At 65.5% G+C, this 16,481-nt stretch carries 11 protein-coding genes and 1 other RNA gene; 3 read left to right on the top strand and 9 right to left on the bottom strand.

Annotation, left to right across the window (positions count from 1 at the left end):
• Window position 1 precedes the first annotated feature (1 nt).
• Entirely contained in the window at window positions 2-2,173 is a 2,172-nt protein-coding gene (locus IFU00_16765) for an EAL domain-containing protein (protein ID MBD8543937.1), read from the top strand.
• 20 nt (window positions 2,174-2,193) lie between these two features.
• Here IFU00_16765 and IFU00_16760 read toward each other — a convergent pair whose 3' ends face one another.
• The 6 genes from IFU00_16760 to ubiD form a co-directional block, all read right to left on the bottom strand.
• A complete protein-coding gene (locus IFU00_16760; protein MBD8543936.1) occupies window positions 2,194-4,599 on the bottom strand; it encodes a penicillin acylase family protein in 2,406 nt (801 codons plus the stop codon).
• A gap of 111 nt (window positions 4,600-4,710) precedes the next feature.
• On the bottom strand, window positions 4,711-5,301 hold the full coding sequence (recR, locus tag IFU00_16755; protein ID MBD8543935.1) for a recombination protein RecR: 591 nt from the start codon (window positions 5,299-5,301) through the stop codon (window positions 4,711-4,713).
• A gap of 59 nt (window positions 5,302-5,360) precedes the next feature.
• Window positions 5,361-5,690 carry a YbaB/EbfC family nucleoid-associated protein gene (locus tag IFU00_16750; protein ID MBD8543934.1) on the bottom strand — a complete coding sequence of 110 codons (330 nt, stop codon included), beginning with the start codon at window positions 5,688-5,690 and terminating at the stop codon, window positions 5,361-5,363.
• 39 nt (window positions 5,691-5,729) lie between these two features.
• Entirely contained in the window at window positions 5,730-7,943 is a 2,214-nt protein-coding gene (locus IFU00_16745) for a DNA polymerase III subunit gamma/tau (GenBank protein MBD8543933.1), read from the bottom strand.
• Window positions 7,944-8,114: 171 nt separating this feature from the next.
• Window positions 8,115-8,213, bottom strand: an RNA gene (gene ffs, locus IFU00_16740) — signal recognition particle sRNA small type.
• A 69-nt stretch (window positions 8,214-8,282) separates the two neighbouring features.
• Complete coding sequence (ubiD, locus tag IFU00_16735; GenBank protein ID MBD8543932.1) at window positions 8,283-9,767, bottom strand: 4-hydroxy-3-polyprenylbenzoate decarboxylase; 1,485 nt, start codon at window positions 9,765-9,767, stop codon at window positions 8,283-8,285.
• Between the two features lie 507 nt (window positions 9,768-10,274).
• On the opposite strand from ubiD, the gene IFU00_16730 reads away from it, so the two are divergent.
• Entirely contained in the window at window positions 10,275-11,186 is a 912-nt protein-coding gene (locus IFU00_16730) for a transglycosylase SLT domain-containing protein (protein MBD8543931.1), read from the top strand.
• A 127-nt stretch (window positions 11,187-11,313) separates the two neighbouring features.
• On the opposite strand, the gene nusB is transcribed toward IFU00_16730, so the two are convergent.
• The 3 genes from nusB to ribB are packed head-to-tail and all read right to left on the bottom strand — an operon-like array spanning window position 11,314 to window position 13,429.
• Window positions 11,314-11,784, bottom strand: coding sequence for a transcription antitermination factor NusB (gene nusB / locus IFU00_16725; protein MBD8543930.1), 471 nt, complete (start codon window positions 11,782-11,784; stop codon window positions 11,314-11,316).
• 19 nt (window positions 11,785-11,803) lie between these two features.
• The gene (locus IFU00_16720; protein ID MBD8543929.1) at window positions 11,804-12,283 is read right to left on the bottom strand and encodes a 6,7-dimethyl-8-ribityllumazine synthase; all 480 of its coding nucleotides are present in this window, start codon (window positions 12,281-12,283) and stop codon (window positions 11,804-11,806) included.
• Window positions 12,284-12,316: 33 nt separating this feature from the next.
• Entirely contained in the window at window positions 12,317-13,429 is a 1,113-nt protein-coding gene (gene ribB, locus IFU00_16715) for a 3,4-dihydroxy-2-butanone-4-phosphate synthase (GenBank protein ID MBD8543928.1), read from the bottom strand.
• 346 nt (window positions 13,430-13,775) lie between these two features.
• On the opposite strand from ribB, the gene IFU00_16710 reads away from it, so the two are divergent.
• Window positions 13,776-16,448 carry an EAL domain-containing protein gene (locus tag IFU00_16710; GenBank protein MBD8543927.1) on the top strand — a complete coding sequence of 891 codons (2,673 nt, stop codon included), beginning with the start codon at window positions 13,776-13,778 and terminating at the stop codon, window positions 16,446-16,448.
• The last annotated feature ends 33 nt before the right edge of the window (window positions 16,449-16,481 follow it).

The following is a 16,481-nucleotide window of genomic DNA, read 5'->3' as shown; positions in this document are numbered from 1 at the left end:
CATGCCTTCCGCTCCCACCCAGCGCGTGACGGTCCTGGTTGCCGACGACGATCCGGTCATGCGGATGCTGATGCTCGAAATGCTGGCACAGGTTGGCCTGGACGGGATCCAGGCCGGCGACGGCATCGACGCCCTCGACCAGGCCCGCACCGGCCAGCCCGACCTGATCCTGATGGATGTCGACATGCCGCGCATGGACGGTTTCGCTGCCTGCCGCGCGATCCGCGCCGCCGAACGCGATGGCGTCTGCGTGCCGGTCATCATGGTGACCGGCAGCGACGACATCGAAGCCGTCACCCACGCCTACGAAGTGGGCGCGACCGATTTCGTGTCCAAGCCGATCAACTGGCAGATCCTCGGCCACCGCGTGCTGTACGTGCTGCGCGCCAGCGACGCCATCGCCCGCCTGCGCATCGCCGACGCCCAGAACCGCGCCGTGCTGGCGGCGATTCCCGATACCTTCTTTCGCCTGAACGCCGACGGCTTCTATCTGGATTACGAGCAGGGGCACGAACGTCCCGGTCACGAACAACCTGGCCAGGGCAGCCTCACGCGCCCGGACCCGCCCGACAGCGCCGGCGCCCGCTTCATCGGCAAACACCTGACCGCGACGCTGCCGCCGGACATCGCCGGGCGCATGCTGGAGCAGATGAAAGCCGTGCTGACCACGCACCAGGTGCGCTCGGTCGAATACGAACTGGTCGACGCCGGCGTGGCCCAGCATTTCGAGGCGCGCCTGGTGGCCACCAGTTCGTCCGAAGTGCTGGGTCTCGTGCGCGATATCAGCGAGCGCAAACGCGCCGAAGAACAGATCCGGCGCCTGGCCTATTGCGACGGCCTGACAGGGATTCCGAACCGCCAGGCGTTCCTGGAAACGCTCGAACGCGAGCTGCACCGCTCGCGGATCGGCAACAAGAAGTTCGCGGTGCTGTTCATGGACCTCGACGCATTCAAGCGCATCAACGACACGCTTGGCCACAATGCGGGCGACCAGCTGCTCAAGATGGTGTCCGAGCGCCTGCGCGAGACCACGCGCCCGAGCGACGTGGTCTCGCGCGGCGACGGCGGCGAGGTGAACGAAGACGGCGCCAGCAACCTGGCGCGCCTGGGTGGCGACGAATTCACGATCCTGATCCCGGACCTCGAACGGGTCGAGCACGCGCTCAACGTCGCGCACCGCGTCAAGGAAGCGATGCAGCGTTCGTTCATCATCGAAGGCAACGAGATCTTCGTCACGGCCAGCATTGGCATCTCGCTGTTCCCGGAAGACGGCGACGATTGCGTCTCGCTCCTCAAGTTTGCCGACACCGCGATGTACCACGCGAAGAGCTGCGGCAAGAACAACGCGAAGCTGTACAGCTCATCGCTGACGATGCAGATCATGAGCCACGTGAAGCTCGAGGTCGGCCTGCGCCGCGCACTGCAAAACGACGAGCTGTACCTGGTCTACCAGCCGCAGCGCGACGTGGCCAGCGCGGAGATCGTCGGCGTCGAAGCGCTGGTGCGCTGGCGCCATCCCGAACGAGGCCTGATCGCGCCGACCGAGTTCATTCCGCTGGCCGAAGAAACGGGCCTGATCGTGCCGATCGGCGAATGGGTGCTGCGCACCGCCTGCCGCCAGGCACGCACGTGGCAACGCCTGACGCAGCGCACGCTGCGCATCGCGGTGAACCTGTCAGCCAAGCAGTTCAAGGACGAGAACCTGTCGCAGATCGTGCTCTCGGCGCTGCTCGACACGGGGCTCGAGCCGCGCCTGCTCGAACTGGAGCTCACCGAAGGCACGCTGATGGACGATGCGCGCGCCACGATGGTCACGCTCGAACGCCTGCGCAATATCGGCGTGCACCTGTCGATCGACGACTTCGGGACCGGGTATTCGTCGATGAATTACCTGAAGCGCTTCGACGTGCGCGCATTGAAAATCGACCGCAGCTTCATTTCGGGCCTGCCGCAGGATTCTGAAAACGCGGCCATCACGCGCGCGATCATCGCGATGGCGCACGGGCTGAAAATGGTCGTGGTGGCCGAAGGCGTCGAGACGGGCGAGCAGCTCCTGCTGCTCGAAGAATATGGCTGCGATCTGGTGCAGGGCTACTATCTCGGCCACCCGTCCGGCGCCGAGACGATCACCGAGCTGCTGCAGGTCGTGCAACTGGTGCTGCCGGCCAGGTAAGGCCGGCAGCACCAGCAGTATCAGGGATGGAGGCGCAGCGTGTAGCGCGCCGCGCCTGGCAACAACGGCGTCGGCTTGCCATCGACCCAGGCCCGGTGCCCGGTCAGGAAAAACGGCGACAGCGGATGGCCGCTCTGCCCGCCCGGCATATTGTACAAACCTTCTTCTTCGCGCCCCGGCGACACGACCAGGCGTTCGGACTGGCCGAACCTCGGCCCCGCCACGCGCGGCATGTGCGCATCGCCGGCCAGCTGGTCGGCCGGTGCGGCGAGCCAGGGCCGCAGCGCCGGCACTGCCATGCTGATCGGATGCGCAACGCCTGCCGTGTTGCGCTGGCCCCAGGTGGCTTGCGCCAGTGGCGTGCCGGCGTCCTGCAGCGCGGCGATCGCACGGTCCACCGCGGCCAGTTGCAGCGCCTGCCAATCGGCGTGCCCCGGCGGCAGCCAGCCGGCCGGCCGTGCGTCGAGCAGGCGCGCCACGACGGCCGGCCAGCGCGCGCTGGCGCCGGCGGCGCTGGCTTTCGGGTCGAGGTCTTTCAGCGCCAGATTGGCGCCGCCGTACAGCAGGTCGTGCAGCGCCCACAGAAAATCGCGCGCGAGGCGGTAGCCGACCGAATTCACACTGGCGCGGCCATCCCAGCTGGTCTCGAGCAGGCGCCGGAACTCGGCGCGCGCCGGATGCCCTGCCAGCGCCCCGGCGTCGAGCGCGGCCAGCGCACGTTCGCGCCAGGCACCGATCAGGATCGCGCGGTCGTCCAGCGCCGCGTCGAATGCGCGCCGCACGTCGGTCTGCGCGCCCAAAGCGGCCAGGCCATCGTGCAGCTGGTGGTTGCGCATGCCCAGGTCGTAGCCGCCGTCGCCCAGCAGCGCATAACCGGCGCCCATCAACTGGCGGCTGTTGGCAGTGGTGAGCTGGCCGTTGGCGGGATTGACCACGCGCGGATGCACCGCATAAGGCAGCGCGCCTGCCCAGGTAGGCGTTGCCGCATCGGGCGTCAGCGGGAACGTCGTGGCACTCGGCGCCGTCGTGCGCTGCGGCAGCAGGCCGGCGATCGTCCAGCCGATATTTCCCTGCGCGTCGCCGGCCACGAAGTTCTGCGCCGGGATGCCATCGCTGGCGGCCGTTGCCAGCGCGGCAGCCAGCGTGGCGCTGGACTCGAGTTTCAGGTGCTGCATGTTCAGCGCCGCCGGGTCGTGCGCGATCCAGTGCACGGCGTAGCTGCGGCCGGCGACCTCGCGGATCGGGCCGAGCGAGGTCTCGTGAATGACCATTCGTTCGGCCGGCGCGCCTTTCACCAGGATCGACTCGACGTGTTCCTGCGGCGTTTCCCACTGGCCCGCCACCTTGAACTGGCCCGGGCGCGCGGCGTCCACGCCCAGTTCGACCAGGTCCAGCGCATCGGCATAGCTGTTGGTGAAGGCCCACGCTACCTGGCCATTGCTGCCGACGATGACGGAAGGCGGCGCGCCGGGCAGGCTCACGCCGACGAGACGCCGCTGGCCGCCGGGCGCCGCCGGATCGGGAAAGCGCAGCGCCAGCCGGTACCAGATGTTCGGCAGTTGCAGGCCAAGGTGCATGTCGTCGGCGACGATCGCCGCGCCATTCGTGCTGCGGCTGCCGGCCAGTGCATAGTTGTTGCTGCCGACGGAATCGGTCACGTCGAGACCGGCCAGCTTGACGGGGGCATCCGGAGGGTTTGGCGCCGCACCCCACCAGGCTGGCGCACGTGCGGGAATCGGGGCCGGCGCTGGTGACGCGCCGCCATCGAGCGTGGTATCGAACGCGGTCGCCTCGGGCAGCAGAAAGGCCAGTTGCGCGGCGTCGCTGTGCTCGCGCAGCCAGCCGCGCGCCAGTTCGCGCGACGCCTGCATGCCTTGCAGGTCGATGTACATGGCCCAGACGACGAGCAGCGAATCGGCGCCATGCCACGGACGCTGCGCAGCGCCGGTCAGCGCGTATTCGAACGGCCGCGCGTTCAGCGCCGCCAGCCCGGCGTTGACACCGGCCGCGTAGCGTTCGAGCAGCGCACGCTCGGCCGGCGCGAGACGCGCGAACGTGGCCTGGGCCCGGGCGGCGAAACGGTGCAGCCGGTTGGCGCGGTCGAGGGGTACGGCGCGTGGACCGAACAACTCGGCCAGCTCACCGGATGCCGTGCGGCGCAGCAGGTCCATCTGGAAGAAGCGCTCTTGGGCGTGCACGAAGCCGGTCGCATATGCCACATCTGGCCGTGTGGCGCCGGTGATCATGGGGACACCGCTCGCGTCACGCTCGATGCGCACCTCGGCCGACAGGCCCACTCCCTGACGCTCGCCATCGAGCTGCGGCAGGCTGGCGCGCAGGAACAGCCACGCACCCAGCAGTACCAGCAGCACGAGCCCCAGCAACGCGGCCAGGCTGCGCAACGTCCATTTCTTCCATCCCTGCATGGTGTCTCCCTGAGAGCTGCGCTAGTGCTGTGTATGTTGCCAGAAAACTGTGCCACAAAGAAACGAGGCCCGCGTGAACGGGCCTCGTCGGGAGCCTGCTGACAATGTCAGCTACGTGCTGCGCCGATCGAGCATCGCGCGCGCAATGGTACCCGCGTCGACGTACTCGAGTTCGCCGCCAACGGGAACGCCCCGTGCGAGACGGCTGACCTTGAGCCCGCGCGCCTTGAGCATTTCGCTGATGTAGTGCGCGGTGGCTTCGCCCTCGTTGGTGAAATTGGTCGCCAGCACCACTTCACCCACCACCTCGTCGGTGGCGCGCGTCACCAGTTTTTCCAGGTGCAGATCGCGCGGTCCGATGCCATCCAGCGGCGACAGGCGCCCCATCAGCACGAAGTACAAGCCGCGCCAGGTCAGCGTCTGCTCGACCATCAACTGGTCGGCAGGTGTCTCGACCACGCACAGCAGCGTGTGGTCGCGCTCGGTATCGGCGCACAGCTCGCAGATCTCGATGTCGGAGAAGGTATTGCACTTGATGCAGTGGTGCACCGTGTCGACCGCCTGGTACAGCGCGCGCGACAGTTGCGCCGCGCCTTCGCGGTCATGCTGGAGCAGGTGAAACGCCATGCGCTGGGCGGATTTGGGACCCACACCAGGCAGGCGCCGGAGCGATTCGATGAGAAATTCGAGGGATGTCGACATGGATGGGTGAATAAAACGGCCCGCCGGCATGGCGCCGGCAGGGCCGCATCATCCCTGGATCAGAAAGGCATCTTGAAGCCAGGCGGCAGGCCCGGCATGCCGGCGGTCACGCCGCTCATTTTTTCGGCGGCGGTGGCTTCTGCCTTGCGCGACGCGTCGTTGAACGCGGCGGCCACCAGGTCTTCCAGCATGTCGCGGTCGTCGCCGAGCAGCGACGGGTCGATCGTGACGCGCTTGACGTCGTTCTTGCAGGTCATGACGACCTTGACGAGGCCGGCGCCCGACTGGCCTTCGACTTCAACCAGGGCCAGCGCTTCCTGCGCCTTTTTCATGTTGTCCTGCATGGCTTGCGCCTGTTTCATCAAGCCTGCGAGCTGGTTTTTCATCATGGTGTGGTTCTCCAAATGGGGTTATCTGTAGTGATTGGATCAGGCGATCTTGACCGAGCCGGGCACGACGAACGCATCGAAGCGTTGCTCGAGTTCCTGCACGAACGGGTCGGCCGCGACCAGGGCCTCGGCTTCGCGCTGGCGCGCCTCGCGCGCCGCTTTCTGTTCGGCGCCGGCGGTGTACCAGACCGGGCCGATATCGGACTCCACGCAGACGCGCAGGTTCGGGAAATGTTCTTGCAGCGCCGCCGCCAGCTTCTCGCTGTTGCCGCTGGCGCGCAGCGTGTCGACCGGGACGCGCAAGCGGAACGTGACCGCATTGTCACGCGCCTCGCATGCGACCAGCTCGGTCTGCAGCGCCAGTTGCTGGGCCACGCCGCGCAGCGGCAGGCTGCCAGCCAGCGCCGGCCAGTTGCCGTCCCAGTCGATCTCGGGGACCGGCGTGATGACGTAGGCATGCGGCGCCACACGCGGCGCACGGACAGCCGCAGCCGCAGCCGGGGCAACCACGACGGCTGGCGCGGCCTCGGTGGTGACGGTGGCCACAGCCGTGTCATCCGAAAACTCGGTAACCCAGGACGGCACATCGTCCTCGGGCGGCTGCTGGGCGCGCAGCGTCGGCTGCGGCGATGCGACCGCTTGCGCCTGCGCCGGCGCAACGGATTGCGCAACGGCCTGCTGGCCGCCGCCTTCCCATGGCGGCGCGGACCGGCTTTGCGGCGCCGCTGAGGCCGCGTGCATCGTGGCGCCCGGCCCTGGCGCGGCAGGCGCGGAAGGCCGCGGTGGTGGCGGTGCAGGGTCAGCAGCAGGCGCCGGCGCGGACTCGGGACGCTTGTTGCCGCCTGGTCGCATACCGGCGCCGGCGCGTGCTGCTTCCAGCGCTGCATTGATTGCAGCCCGCGCCGATGTCATCGGCGGCGCGCCGGGTGCCGATGCACTGGTCGGTGCAGCAGGCATTGGCGGCGGTGGCGCTGGTGCTGGCACTGCGGGACGTGGCGCAGGTGCCGGTGGCGTCGCTGCGGTAGCGGGTGCAGCCGATGCAGCCGCGCGCGGCGTCACCGCTGCATGGCTGGCAGCGGCGGCGGCAGCTGCGCGGGCGCCGGGCACATTGATCGGTGCGGCGGCGGGCGGGGCCTGGACCTCGGCGCCACCCTGGCCGGGGCGAAACGCCAGCATGCGCAGCAGCGTCATGGTGAAGCCCGCGTATTCGTCGGGCGCAAGACCGATCTCGTTACGGCCATGCACCGCGATCTGGTAATACAGCTGCACTTCTTGCGGCTCGAACAGGCCGGCCAGGCGCATGATGTCGGCCAGCTCGGGCAAATCCTGCGGCACCGCGCCCGGCACCGATTGCGCCAGCGCGATGCGGTGCAGCAGCGTGCCCAGATCTTGCAGCGCGCCGTTGTACGACAGGCTGCGGCTGGCCATTTCATCGGCCACCGCCATCAGGTCGGCGCCATCCTGCGCGGCAAGCGCATCGAGCAGGCGCACCAGGTACGACTGGTCGAGCGCGCCGAGCATGCCCTGCACCGATTCGAGCGTGACCTGGCCGGCGGCGTACGCAATCGCCTGGTCGGTCAGCGACAGCGCATCGCGCATCGAGCCGTGGGCGCCTTGCGCCAGCAGGCGCAGCGCCGGCTGCTCGAACGTGACGCCCTCTTGCCCCAGGATGTCTTCGAGGTGGCCGACGATATGCCCCGGCGGCATCTGCTTGAGGTTGAACTGCAGGCAGCGCGACAGCACCGTCACCGGAATCTTTTGCGGATCGGTGGTGGCGAGGATGAACTTGACGTGCGGCGGCGGTTCTTCGAGCGTCTTGAGCATCGAATTGAACGCGTGGTTGGTCAGCATGTGCACCTCGTCGATCATGTAGACCTTGAAGCGCGCATTGCTTGGCGCGTAAACCGCCTGTTCGAGCAGCTGGGCCATCTCGTCGACGCCGCGGTTGGACGCCGCATCCATCTCGATGTAATCGACAAAGCGGCCAGCATCGATGGCGACGCAGGCTTCGCAAACGCCACAGGGCTGCTCGGTAATGCCGCCCTGCCCGTCCGGGCCAATGCAATTGAGCGACTTGGCCAGGATGCGCGACAGCGTGGTCTTGCCAACCCCGCGCGTGCCCGTGAACAGATAGGCGTGGTGCAGCCGCCCGGTGCGCAGGGCGTGGCTCAGTGCACGGACAACGTGCTCCTGGCCGACCAGCGTATCGAAATTCTTGGGACGGTATTTGCGGGCGAGGACTTGATAGGACATGTCACGATTTTACCGCAGATGACGCCCGCCGCGGACATTCGGCGGATGCGCTGGCATACAAGACAGCACGCGACGCTGACGACAGGCGTGACGACGCCATGCTGGCGAAGGTGATGCAAAAAGGGGGGCAAAAAGAAAATACAGACGCCAACTACGGCGAAGAACAACGAAAAAGGCGAGCCTGATCTGCGGCACTTGCGGTGAACGGCTTTGGCTGCTTCGTTCCCGACCTGACCAGGTAAACCATGCCGCAATGCGCAGGGGCCCGCCAGCGCGAATTATACCGCACGCAGGCGGTTTGGGGAAATGGCCGGCAACATCCATCGCCGGCCACTGTCGTCAGATCCCCAGCTCTTGCCAGATCGCATCCACGCGCGCCTTGACGTCCGGCGCCATCACGATCGGCGTGCCCCACTCGCGGTTGGTCTCGCCCGGCCATTTATTGGTCGCGTCGATGCCCATCTTGCTGCCCAGGCCACTGATCGGCGAGGCGAAGTCCAGGTAATCGATGGGCGTATTGTCGACCAGCACCGTGTCGCGGGTCGGATCGACGCGGGTCGTGATTGCCCAGATGACTTCTTTCCAGTCGCGCACATTGACGTCCTCGTCCACCACCACGATGAACTTGGTATACATGAACTGGCGCAGGAAGCTCCAGACGCCGAACATCACGCGCTTGGCGTGGCCCGCGTACTGTTTCTTCATCTGCACGACCGCCATGCGGTAGCTGCAGCCTTCCGGTGGCAGATAGAAGTCGGTAATCTCGGTGAACTGTTTCTGCAGCAGTGGAATGAACACTTCATTGAGTGCCACGCCCAGCACGGCCGGCTCGTCCGGCGGTTTGCCCGTATAGGTCGAGTGATAGATCGGGTCGCGCCGCATCGTGATGCGGTCAATGGTAAACACCGGGAAACTGTCCTGCTCATTATAGTAGCCAGTGTGGTCGCCATATGGCCCCTCGAGCGCATGCTCGAAACCGGTCGGGTGGTTCGCATCCGGATAGATATGACCTTCCAGCACGATCTCGGCTGACGCCGGCACACGCAGTTCGCTGCCGATGGCCTTGGTCAGCGTCGTGCGACTGCCGCGCAGCAAGCCGGCAAACTGGTATTCGGACAGCGAATCAGGTACCGGCGTCACCGCGCCCAGGATCGTCGCAGGATCGGCGCCCAGCGCCACGGCGATCGGATACGGCTTGCCCGGGTTCGACAGCGCGTGCTCGCGAAAATCGAGCGCGCCACCCCGGTGCGCCAGCCAGCGCATGATGACCTTGTTCCGGCCCAGCACCTGCTGGCGGTAGATGCCCAGGTTCTGGCGCTTCTTGTTCGGCCCCTTGGTGATCACCAGGCCCCAGGTAATCAATGGTGCGACGTCACCGGGCCAGCAATGCTGGATCGGCAGGCGTGCCAGATCGACATCCTGCCCTTCCCAGACGATCTCCTGGCAGGACGCGCCCTTGACTTCCTTTGGCGCCATGTCCCACACCGCTTTTACCAGGGACCCCATGCCCATGATGTCGGCAAACCCCTTGGGCGGCTCGGGTTCCTTCAGGCGCGCCAGCACGTGACCGATGCGGCGCAGCTCGCTCACATCGCTCGCGCCCATCCCCAGTGCCACCCGCTTTGGTGTGCCGAACAGATTGGCCAGCACCGGGATCGTGTGCCCGGTCGGCTTGGAAAACAGCAGCGCAGGACCCTCGGCACGCAACGTGCGGTCGCACACTTCGGTCATTTCAAGGTGCGTCGAGACGGCAAAATCGACACGTTTGAGCTCACCCATGCGCTCCAATTGGGCCATAAAATCACGCAGATCTGTATATTTCATCAAGTTTTAAGCTTTTCTTCGGTTGGAGAACATTAGTGAAGCGACGCCGCCAAGTGATTGATTCGACAAGTGTTTCACGCTCATCAGTACCCCCTTAATAACTGAAAGTAATATAGAACAGTCGTGCTAGGGTTGACTTGATATAAGCTCGCCCATACAATCCGTCCTACTTGATGAGGCAGCGATACTTTTTTTGACACAATTTTAGCTGTTCTCATGCATTCACGGGGTCGGGGCCCCACATGACATTGTAGGAGTGTTTTCAACGGGCGTCTGCCCACTCCCCCGAGACAGTTGTTGAGCCACTGGCACCAGTCCCCATGTTGGACGGCAGCCAGCTGAAGCAAGGCAATGACGGCGTTAGTCGGCCGCGTCGCGGCGACAAACGATTTTCTGATGCACGGTCCAGAGCACCCCACGTAACGCCTTTGGCGCGACGACGGGCTTCTTTTTGCCGCGACAAGGGGAAATTCGATGTTTCATCGTTTTATCATGAGCGCAAAGTTCATGCACTCCAGGGCCAGCCAGCCCATCACGGTATCCTCCGTGACCAAAACGGCACGCAGTGTTGTACAAACTGCGCGTTCTACCCTGACCGTATTCGGTCTTAGCGCTGTGGCCCTGATGGCCCTGATCTACTCCAACGACAGCGTCGCCAAGCGCGTCTCCGAGATGCTGCATCCGGAACCGGTTGTCGCCGTCAACATGTCGGCAGCACCCGTCGCCATTGTCGTGCCTGCAATGCAGGCCACGGCGCAGACGGTTGCCGTTGAAACGACCCACATGGGCACGTCGTCCGCCACGCTTGGCAACAGCAAGCAGCAGCAGTACGTGACCAAGTGGCTGTCGAAGCGTTACCGCGTCGCCAGTGACGCCGCCAATATGCTGGTCTCGACCGCCTACCTGACGGCGCACGACCTGAAACTCGATCCGCTCCTGATCCTGGCGGTGATGGCGATTGAATCGGGCCTGAACCCGTTCGCCGAAAGCGCGATGGGCGCCAAGGGCCTGATGCAGGTGATGGCCAAGGTCCACCACGACAAGTTCGAGAAAGTCGGCGGCCAGCAGGCAGCCCTCAATCCCGTGGCCAACATCCGTGTCGGCGCCTTGATCCTGAAAGACTACGTCAAGCGTACCGGTTCGGTCGAAGGCGGCCTGAAGACCTATGTGGGCGCGGCCGACATGGACAGCGACCAGGGTTACGGCGCGAAGGTCATCAACGAGTACCGCCTGCTGAACCAGGTCGCGAAAGGCCAGAACGTGCCGGCCATGAAGCGCAACAAGCCGACGCCGGCACCGATCGTCGTCAGCAAGCAGCCTGAAGCCGACAGCGTCAAGCCGGATGCAACGCCAGTGCCGGAAGCGACGACCGCCGCCACCGCACCGGTGGTTGCCTCGGACGCTTTGGCCGGTCTGTAAATTCGACGGCTCATCTGAAAACCACCGCCTCGGCGGTGGTTTTTTTACGCCGGTTACGCGGGCGACAATCAACAAAAAAGCCACCGGCTTGCGCACGGTGGCTTTTTACATGGTGCAGGCCAGACGATCAGCGGCGCTGATCGCCTGCCGCTTCGTCCGGACGCAGGCGCTGGGCCAGCTTGTCCAGCACGCCATTGACATACTTGTGGCCATCGATACCGCCAAACGACTTGGTCAGCTCGACCGCTTCGTTGATCACGACGCGGTATGGCACTTCGGGATGGTTCTTCAGCTCGTAGGCGCCCAGCAGCAGGACCGCGTGCTCGATCGGCGACAGTTCGGCGATCGAACGGTCGATCAGCGGGGCGATCGACTCACGCAGCTCGACCGAGGTGCTGATCGCGCCATTGAGCAGCGCCGAGAAGAACTCGCTGTCAGCTTTGTCGAAACCATGTGCGCTGCGGATATTGGCCGCCACGATACGTGCCGGTTCATTGTTCAGCAGCCATTGGTACAGACCCTGGAGCGCGAACTCGCGCGCGCGGTGGCGCGGCGTGCGGTTCTTGCTCGGGTTGGCGTGCATATTCTTGTCAGTCATTGTTCTCTTGCCTTTAGTGTTATTCGTCTTCTGGCACCAGCTCGTCCAGCGCCATCAGCAGGTTGGCCATTTCGACGGCGACACGCGCGGCGTCGGCGCCTTTTTCGGCCATGCGCACTTCTGCCTGCGCATCGTTCTCGGTGGTCAGGATCGCGTTGGCAACCGGGATGCCGTAATCGAGGCCGATGCGGGTGATGCCTGCGCCCGATTCGTTCGACACCAGCTCGAAGTGGTAGGTTTCACCGCGGATGACCGCGCCCAGTGCGATCAGCGCGTCGAACTGTTCGGTCACGGCCATGCGCTGCAGCGCCAGCGGCACTTCGAGTGCACCCGGCACGGTCACGTGCAGGATGTCTTCATCGGCCACGCCCAGGCGCTTGAGCTCAGCCAGGCACGACGACAGCAGGCCATTGCCCACGGTCTCGTTGAAGCGGGCCTGCACGATACCGATGCGCAGGTCTTCGCCCTGCATATTGCTTTCAAAAGTTCCTACCGTCATGACTGACCTCTTGTATTAGTTGGATGGGATGATTCAGGCGTCGGGACGCGGCACGTAGCCGGTCACTTCCAGGTCGAACCCGGTCATCGACGGCATCTTGCGGGGATTGGCCAGCAGCTGCATCTTGCGCACGCCGAGTGCGCGCAGGATCTGCGCGCCGATGCCATAGGTACGCAGGTCCATCGACGCGGCGCGTGCGCCGGCGCGGCTGCCCTTGGCATCCTGCGGCGCCAGTTGCGCAAACAATTGCTCGGCCGTTTCGCCGCAATTGAGCAGCACGATCACGCCGGCGTCGCTGGCCTTGATCGTGCGCATCGCCGAAGCCATGTCCCACGAGTGGGTGGTGGCGCGGTTTTCCAGCAGGTCGAGAATCGACACCGGCTGGTGCACGCGCACGAGCGCTTCCTTATCAGGCGACAGTTCGCCATGCACGAGCGCCAGGTGGGCCGAGCCGCTTGGTGCGTCGCGGAATGCCACCAGCTTGAATTCGCCCGCCTCGGTCGACAGCGCACGTTCGGCAATGCGCTCGACCAGGCATTCGTTCTGGCTGCGGTAGTGGATCAGGTCAGCGATGGTGCCGATCTTGAGATCGTGCTCGTTGGCGAACTCGATCAGGTCGGGCAGGCGCGCCATGGTGCCGTCTTCCTTGATGATCTCGCAGATCACCGAGGCGGGCGACAGGCCGGCCATCTGCGTCAGGTCGCAACCGGCTTCGGTATGGCCGGCGCGCATCAGGACGCCGCCCTTCTGGGCGCGCAGCGGGAAGATGTGGCCCGGCTGGACCAGATCGTCCGGTACGGTGCTTTTGTGGACCGCCACCTGGATGGTGCGCGCGCGGTCGGCCGCCGAGATACCGGTGGTCACGCCTTCGGCCGCTTCGATCGACACGGTGAAATTGGTGCCGAACGAGGTGCCGTTCTTGGACGTCATCATCGGCAGGGCCAACTGATCGCAGCGTTCTTCGGTCAGGGTCAGGCACACCAGGCCACGGGCGTGGCGGATCATGAAATTGATCGCCTCGGGGGTGACGAAATCGGCTGCAAGCACGAGGTCGCCTTCGTTTTCGCGATCTTCTTCGTCGACCAGAATGACCATGCGGCCAGCGCGCAGTTCGGCGACGATTTCCTCAGTGCTGGAAATGGACATACAGATTCCTTGAAACAGGGGTTTTGCGTAATCCGCTATTTTAAAGGATTTACAGACGCCCAACGGCATTCCCGATGGCCACAGCGCCAAATTGACAGCACGATGTGCCCTTGTCGTCAACCATGCGTTGCCAATAGACAACCACAGGTGACCGCGTGTCGGTTAATTGTTAAGCTTGTTCATTCGCGTGGCAAGCCCGCGGCACGACCGTCACCAACTGGATTATGATTAGCACATTATTGCCGTATTTACCCTTCCACAGCGGCAGTCTTTCCGACGGAGTTGCCATGCCGCTTGCTTGCCCCCTTCATCCTCCAGGCGCCACTGCCAGCGGCAGGCTTCACTGATGGCGACCATCCTGATTGTCGACGACCGGCCCAGCAACCGCAGTTATCTGAGCGCCCTGCTCGGCATGAGCGGGCACCGCATCCTCCAAGCCGAAAACGGCGCCTGCGCGCTGGCGATCACGCGCGCCGAGCTGCCCGACCTGATCATCACCGACATCCTGATGCCGACGATGGACGGCTACGAGTTCGTCCAGCAGCTGCGCGCCGAGCCGGCGCTGGAAAACACGCGCGTCATCTTCTTCTCGGCCGTGTACTCCGAGCGCGAAACGGTGGCGATGGCGGCGCGCTGCGGCGTGACCACGGTGCTGGGCAAGCCGGCCGACCCGCACCGCATCCTTGACGCCGTTGACGCCGAACTGGGCGTGGCCGGCGGCGCGCCGGTGCCGTGCCCCGTCACCGAGCACGAACACGAGCGCGACTTGCCGTTCGACCTGGGCGCGCGGCTCGGCGAACTCGAACGCATGTGCATGATGCTCGTCGGCGAACGCCGGGTCGAGGCGCTGGCCGCGGCATTCGTCGACGCCGTGCGCCGTGTGCTCGACGCCGATTGCGTTGCCCTGTGCCTGCTGGGCAGCTCCGAAAACAGCGTGCGCCACCTGAGCACGTATGGTGTCGACGCCGCCCTGCTGTTGCCATCGGCGCTGGATGAGCACGACCTGCCGGGCGTGCTGCTGCGCGCCCGGGCCCCATTGCGGCTGGATGCGGACGATGCACTGCTGGCCACGCTGCCCGCCGGCCATCCGCGCGTCGTGCACCTGCTCGGCCTGCAGGTCCACGACCTGCAGCACCCACTGGGCTGGCTGTATTGCACGCGCGCCGACGGCGGCGCGCCCTTCACGGACGAAGAAGAGCGCTGGGCCACGGCGCTGGCCGCACAACTGGCGGTGGCCTACGAAAACCTGAACCTGTACGAAGTGGTCCAGCACCATGCGGCGCAGCTGCAGCTCGAGGCCATTGCCCGCGCCGATGCCGACGCCGCGCTGCGCGACAGCGAGCACCGGCTGGAACTGGCGCGCCAGGTGTTTGACAGCACCCAGGAAGCGATCCTGATGACCGACGCCGACGCCAATATCGTCGCCGCCAATCCGGCCTTCGAGACGATCACCGGCTATGTCGAAGCCGACGTCATGGGGACCAATCCGCGCTTCATGCGCTCGGGCCGGCACGACGCCGCGTTCTACGCCAGCATGTGGAACTGCCTCGAACAGGACGGCCAGTGGCGCGGCGAAATCTGGAACCGCCGCAAGAATGGCGAAATCTACCCGGCCAGCATGAGCATCAGCGCGGTGCGCGACGATGCCGGCAACCTGACGGCCTACGTGTCGGTGTCGACCGACCTGTCGGCGCTGAAAGCGGCGCATCACCAGCTCGACTTCCTGTCGAACCACGACGCGCTGACGCAATTGCCGAATCGCTCGCTGTTCAACGACCGCGTGGGCCAGGCACTGGCCGCGGCGCGCCAGGATGCCAGCCAGGTCGCGCTGCTGCTGTTCAACGTCGACCGGCTCTCGCGCATCAACGACAGCCTGGGCCACTCTGCCGGCGACACCGTGCTGCGCGAAGTCGCGCGCCGCGTCAGTGTGCTGGCTGGCCCCACCGATACCGTGGCGCGCCTGTCGGGCGATGAGTTCGTGCTCTTGATGACCGATTTCGACGACACCGATGACGTGATCTACTGCGCCCAGAAGCTGATCGACGCCGTCGCCGAACCGCATGGCGTGGGCGGTCACGATCTGGTGGTCACAGGCAGCGTGGGCATCAGCATCTATCCGCGCGATGGCGATGCGCCGGGCGACCTGCTCAAGGCGGCCGACGCCGCACTCACGCACGTCAAGGAATCGGGGCGCAATGGCTTTCGCTTCTTCAAGGGCGAGATGAACGCCGAGGCGCTGCGCTGGCTGGCGCTGGAGACGCGCCTGCGGCGCGCGATCGAACGTGACGAACTGGCGCTGCACTACCAGCCGCAAGTGTCCCACGTGGACGGCACACTGGTCGGCATGGAAGCCCTGCTGCGCTGGAACAGCGGCGAGATCGGCAATGTTTCGCCGGCCGACTTCATCCCGCTGGCCGAAGACACGGGCCTGATCCATCCGATCGGCGAATGGGTCATCCGCCAGGCCTGCTTCCAGAACAAGGCCTGGCAGGATGCGGGCCTGGCGCCGGTGCGCGTGGCGGTCAATGTCTCGGCCCACCAGTTCAAGGCCGGCGCCGTCGTGTCGGTCGTGCGCAGCGCGCTGCGGGACAGCGGCCTTGCACCGCGCTGGCTCGAAGTCGAACTGACCGAAAGCGTGATGCTGGGCGACAGCAGCGCGGCCGAGGCCCAGATGGCCGAACTGCGCGCGCTGGGCGTCTCGCTTTCGCTCGACGACTTCGGCACCGGCTACTCGTCGCTGGGCTACCTGTCGCGCTTCCCGCTCGACAAACTCAAGATCGACCAGACCTTCGTGCGCAACATCACCAGCGAGCAGCGCAGCGCAGCGATTGCCCAGGCCACCATCGCGCTGGCCAAGGGCTTGTCGCTGGCCGTGGTCGCCGAAGGTGTCGAGACGATCGGCCAGCGCGATTTTCTCGGCTCGCTCGGGTGCGACGTGATGCAGGGGTATCTGTATGGCCGCCCCGTTCCGGCCGTCGACATGGCGCGGTTGCTGGCGCTCGGTCGTGTGATGCTGTAAGGGCTGCGCCGTCGCTGCACGGTCCCTGCAGCG

The organism is Oxalobacteraceae sp. CFBP 8761, assembly GCA_014841595.1.
Classification (GTDB): Bacteria; Pseudomonadota; Gammaproteobacteria; order Burkholderiales; family Burkholderiaceae_D; genus Telluria.
The sequence above is the reverse complement of the archived record's forward strand: the minus strand, read 5'-3'. Positions and strand labels throughout refer to the sequence as shown.

What these genes read in the sequence shown, in the direction of transcription:
- IFU00_16730 (MBD8543931.1), top strand. Translation starts at nt 10,275, where the DNA reads ATGCACTCCAGGGCCAGCCAGCCCATCACGGTATCCTCCGTGACCAAA.
- IFU00_16710 (MBD8543927.1), top strand. Translation starts at nt 13,776, where the DNA reads ATGGCGACCATCCTGATTGTCGACGACCGGCCCAGCAACCGCAGTTAT.
- IFU00_16720 (MBD8543929.1), bottom strand. Translation starts at nt 12,283, where the DNA reads ATGACGGTAGGAACTTTTGAAAGCAATATGCAGGGCGAAGACCTGCGC.
- ribB (MBD8543928.1), bottom strand. Translation starts at nt 13,429, where the DNA reads ATGTCCATTTCCAGCACTGAGGAAATCGTCGCCGAACTGCGCGCTGGC.
- ubiD (MBD8543932.1), bottom strand. Translation starts at nt 9,767, where the DNA reads ATGAAATATACAGATCTGCGTGATTTTATGGCCCAATTGGAGCGCATG.
- recR (MBD8543935.1), bottom strand. Translation starts at nt 5,301, where the DNA reads ATGTCGACATCCCTCGAATTTCTCATCGAATCGCTCCGGCGCCTGCCT.
- IFU00_16765 (MBD8543937.1), top strand. Translation starts at nt 2, where the DNA reads ATGCCTTCCGCTCCCACCCAGCGCGTGACGGTCCTGGTTGCCGACGAC.
- IFU00_16760 (MBD8543936.1), bottom strand. Translation starts at nt 4,599, where the DNA reads ATGCAGGGATGGAAGAAATGGACGTTGCGCAGCCTGGCCGCGTTGCTG.
- IFU00_16750 (MBD8543934.1), bottom strand. Translation starts at nt 5,690, where the DNA reads ATGATGAAAAACCAGCTCGCAGGCTTGATGAAACAGGCGCAAGCCATG.
- nusB (MBD8543930.1), bottom strand. Translation starts at nt 11,784, where the DNA reads ATGACTGACAAGAATATGCACGCCAACCCGAGCAAGAACCGCACGCCG.
- IFU00_16745 (MBD8543933.1), bottom strand. Translation starts at nt 7,943, where the DNA reads ATGTCCTATCAAGTCCTCGCCCGCAAATACCGTCCCAAGAATTTCGAT.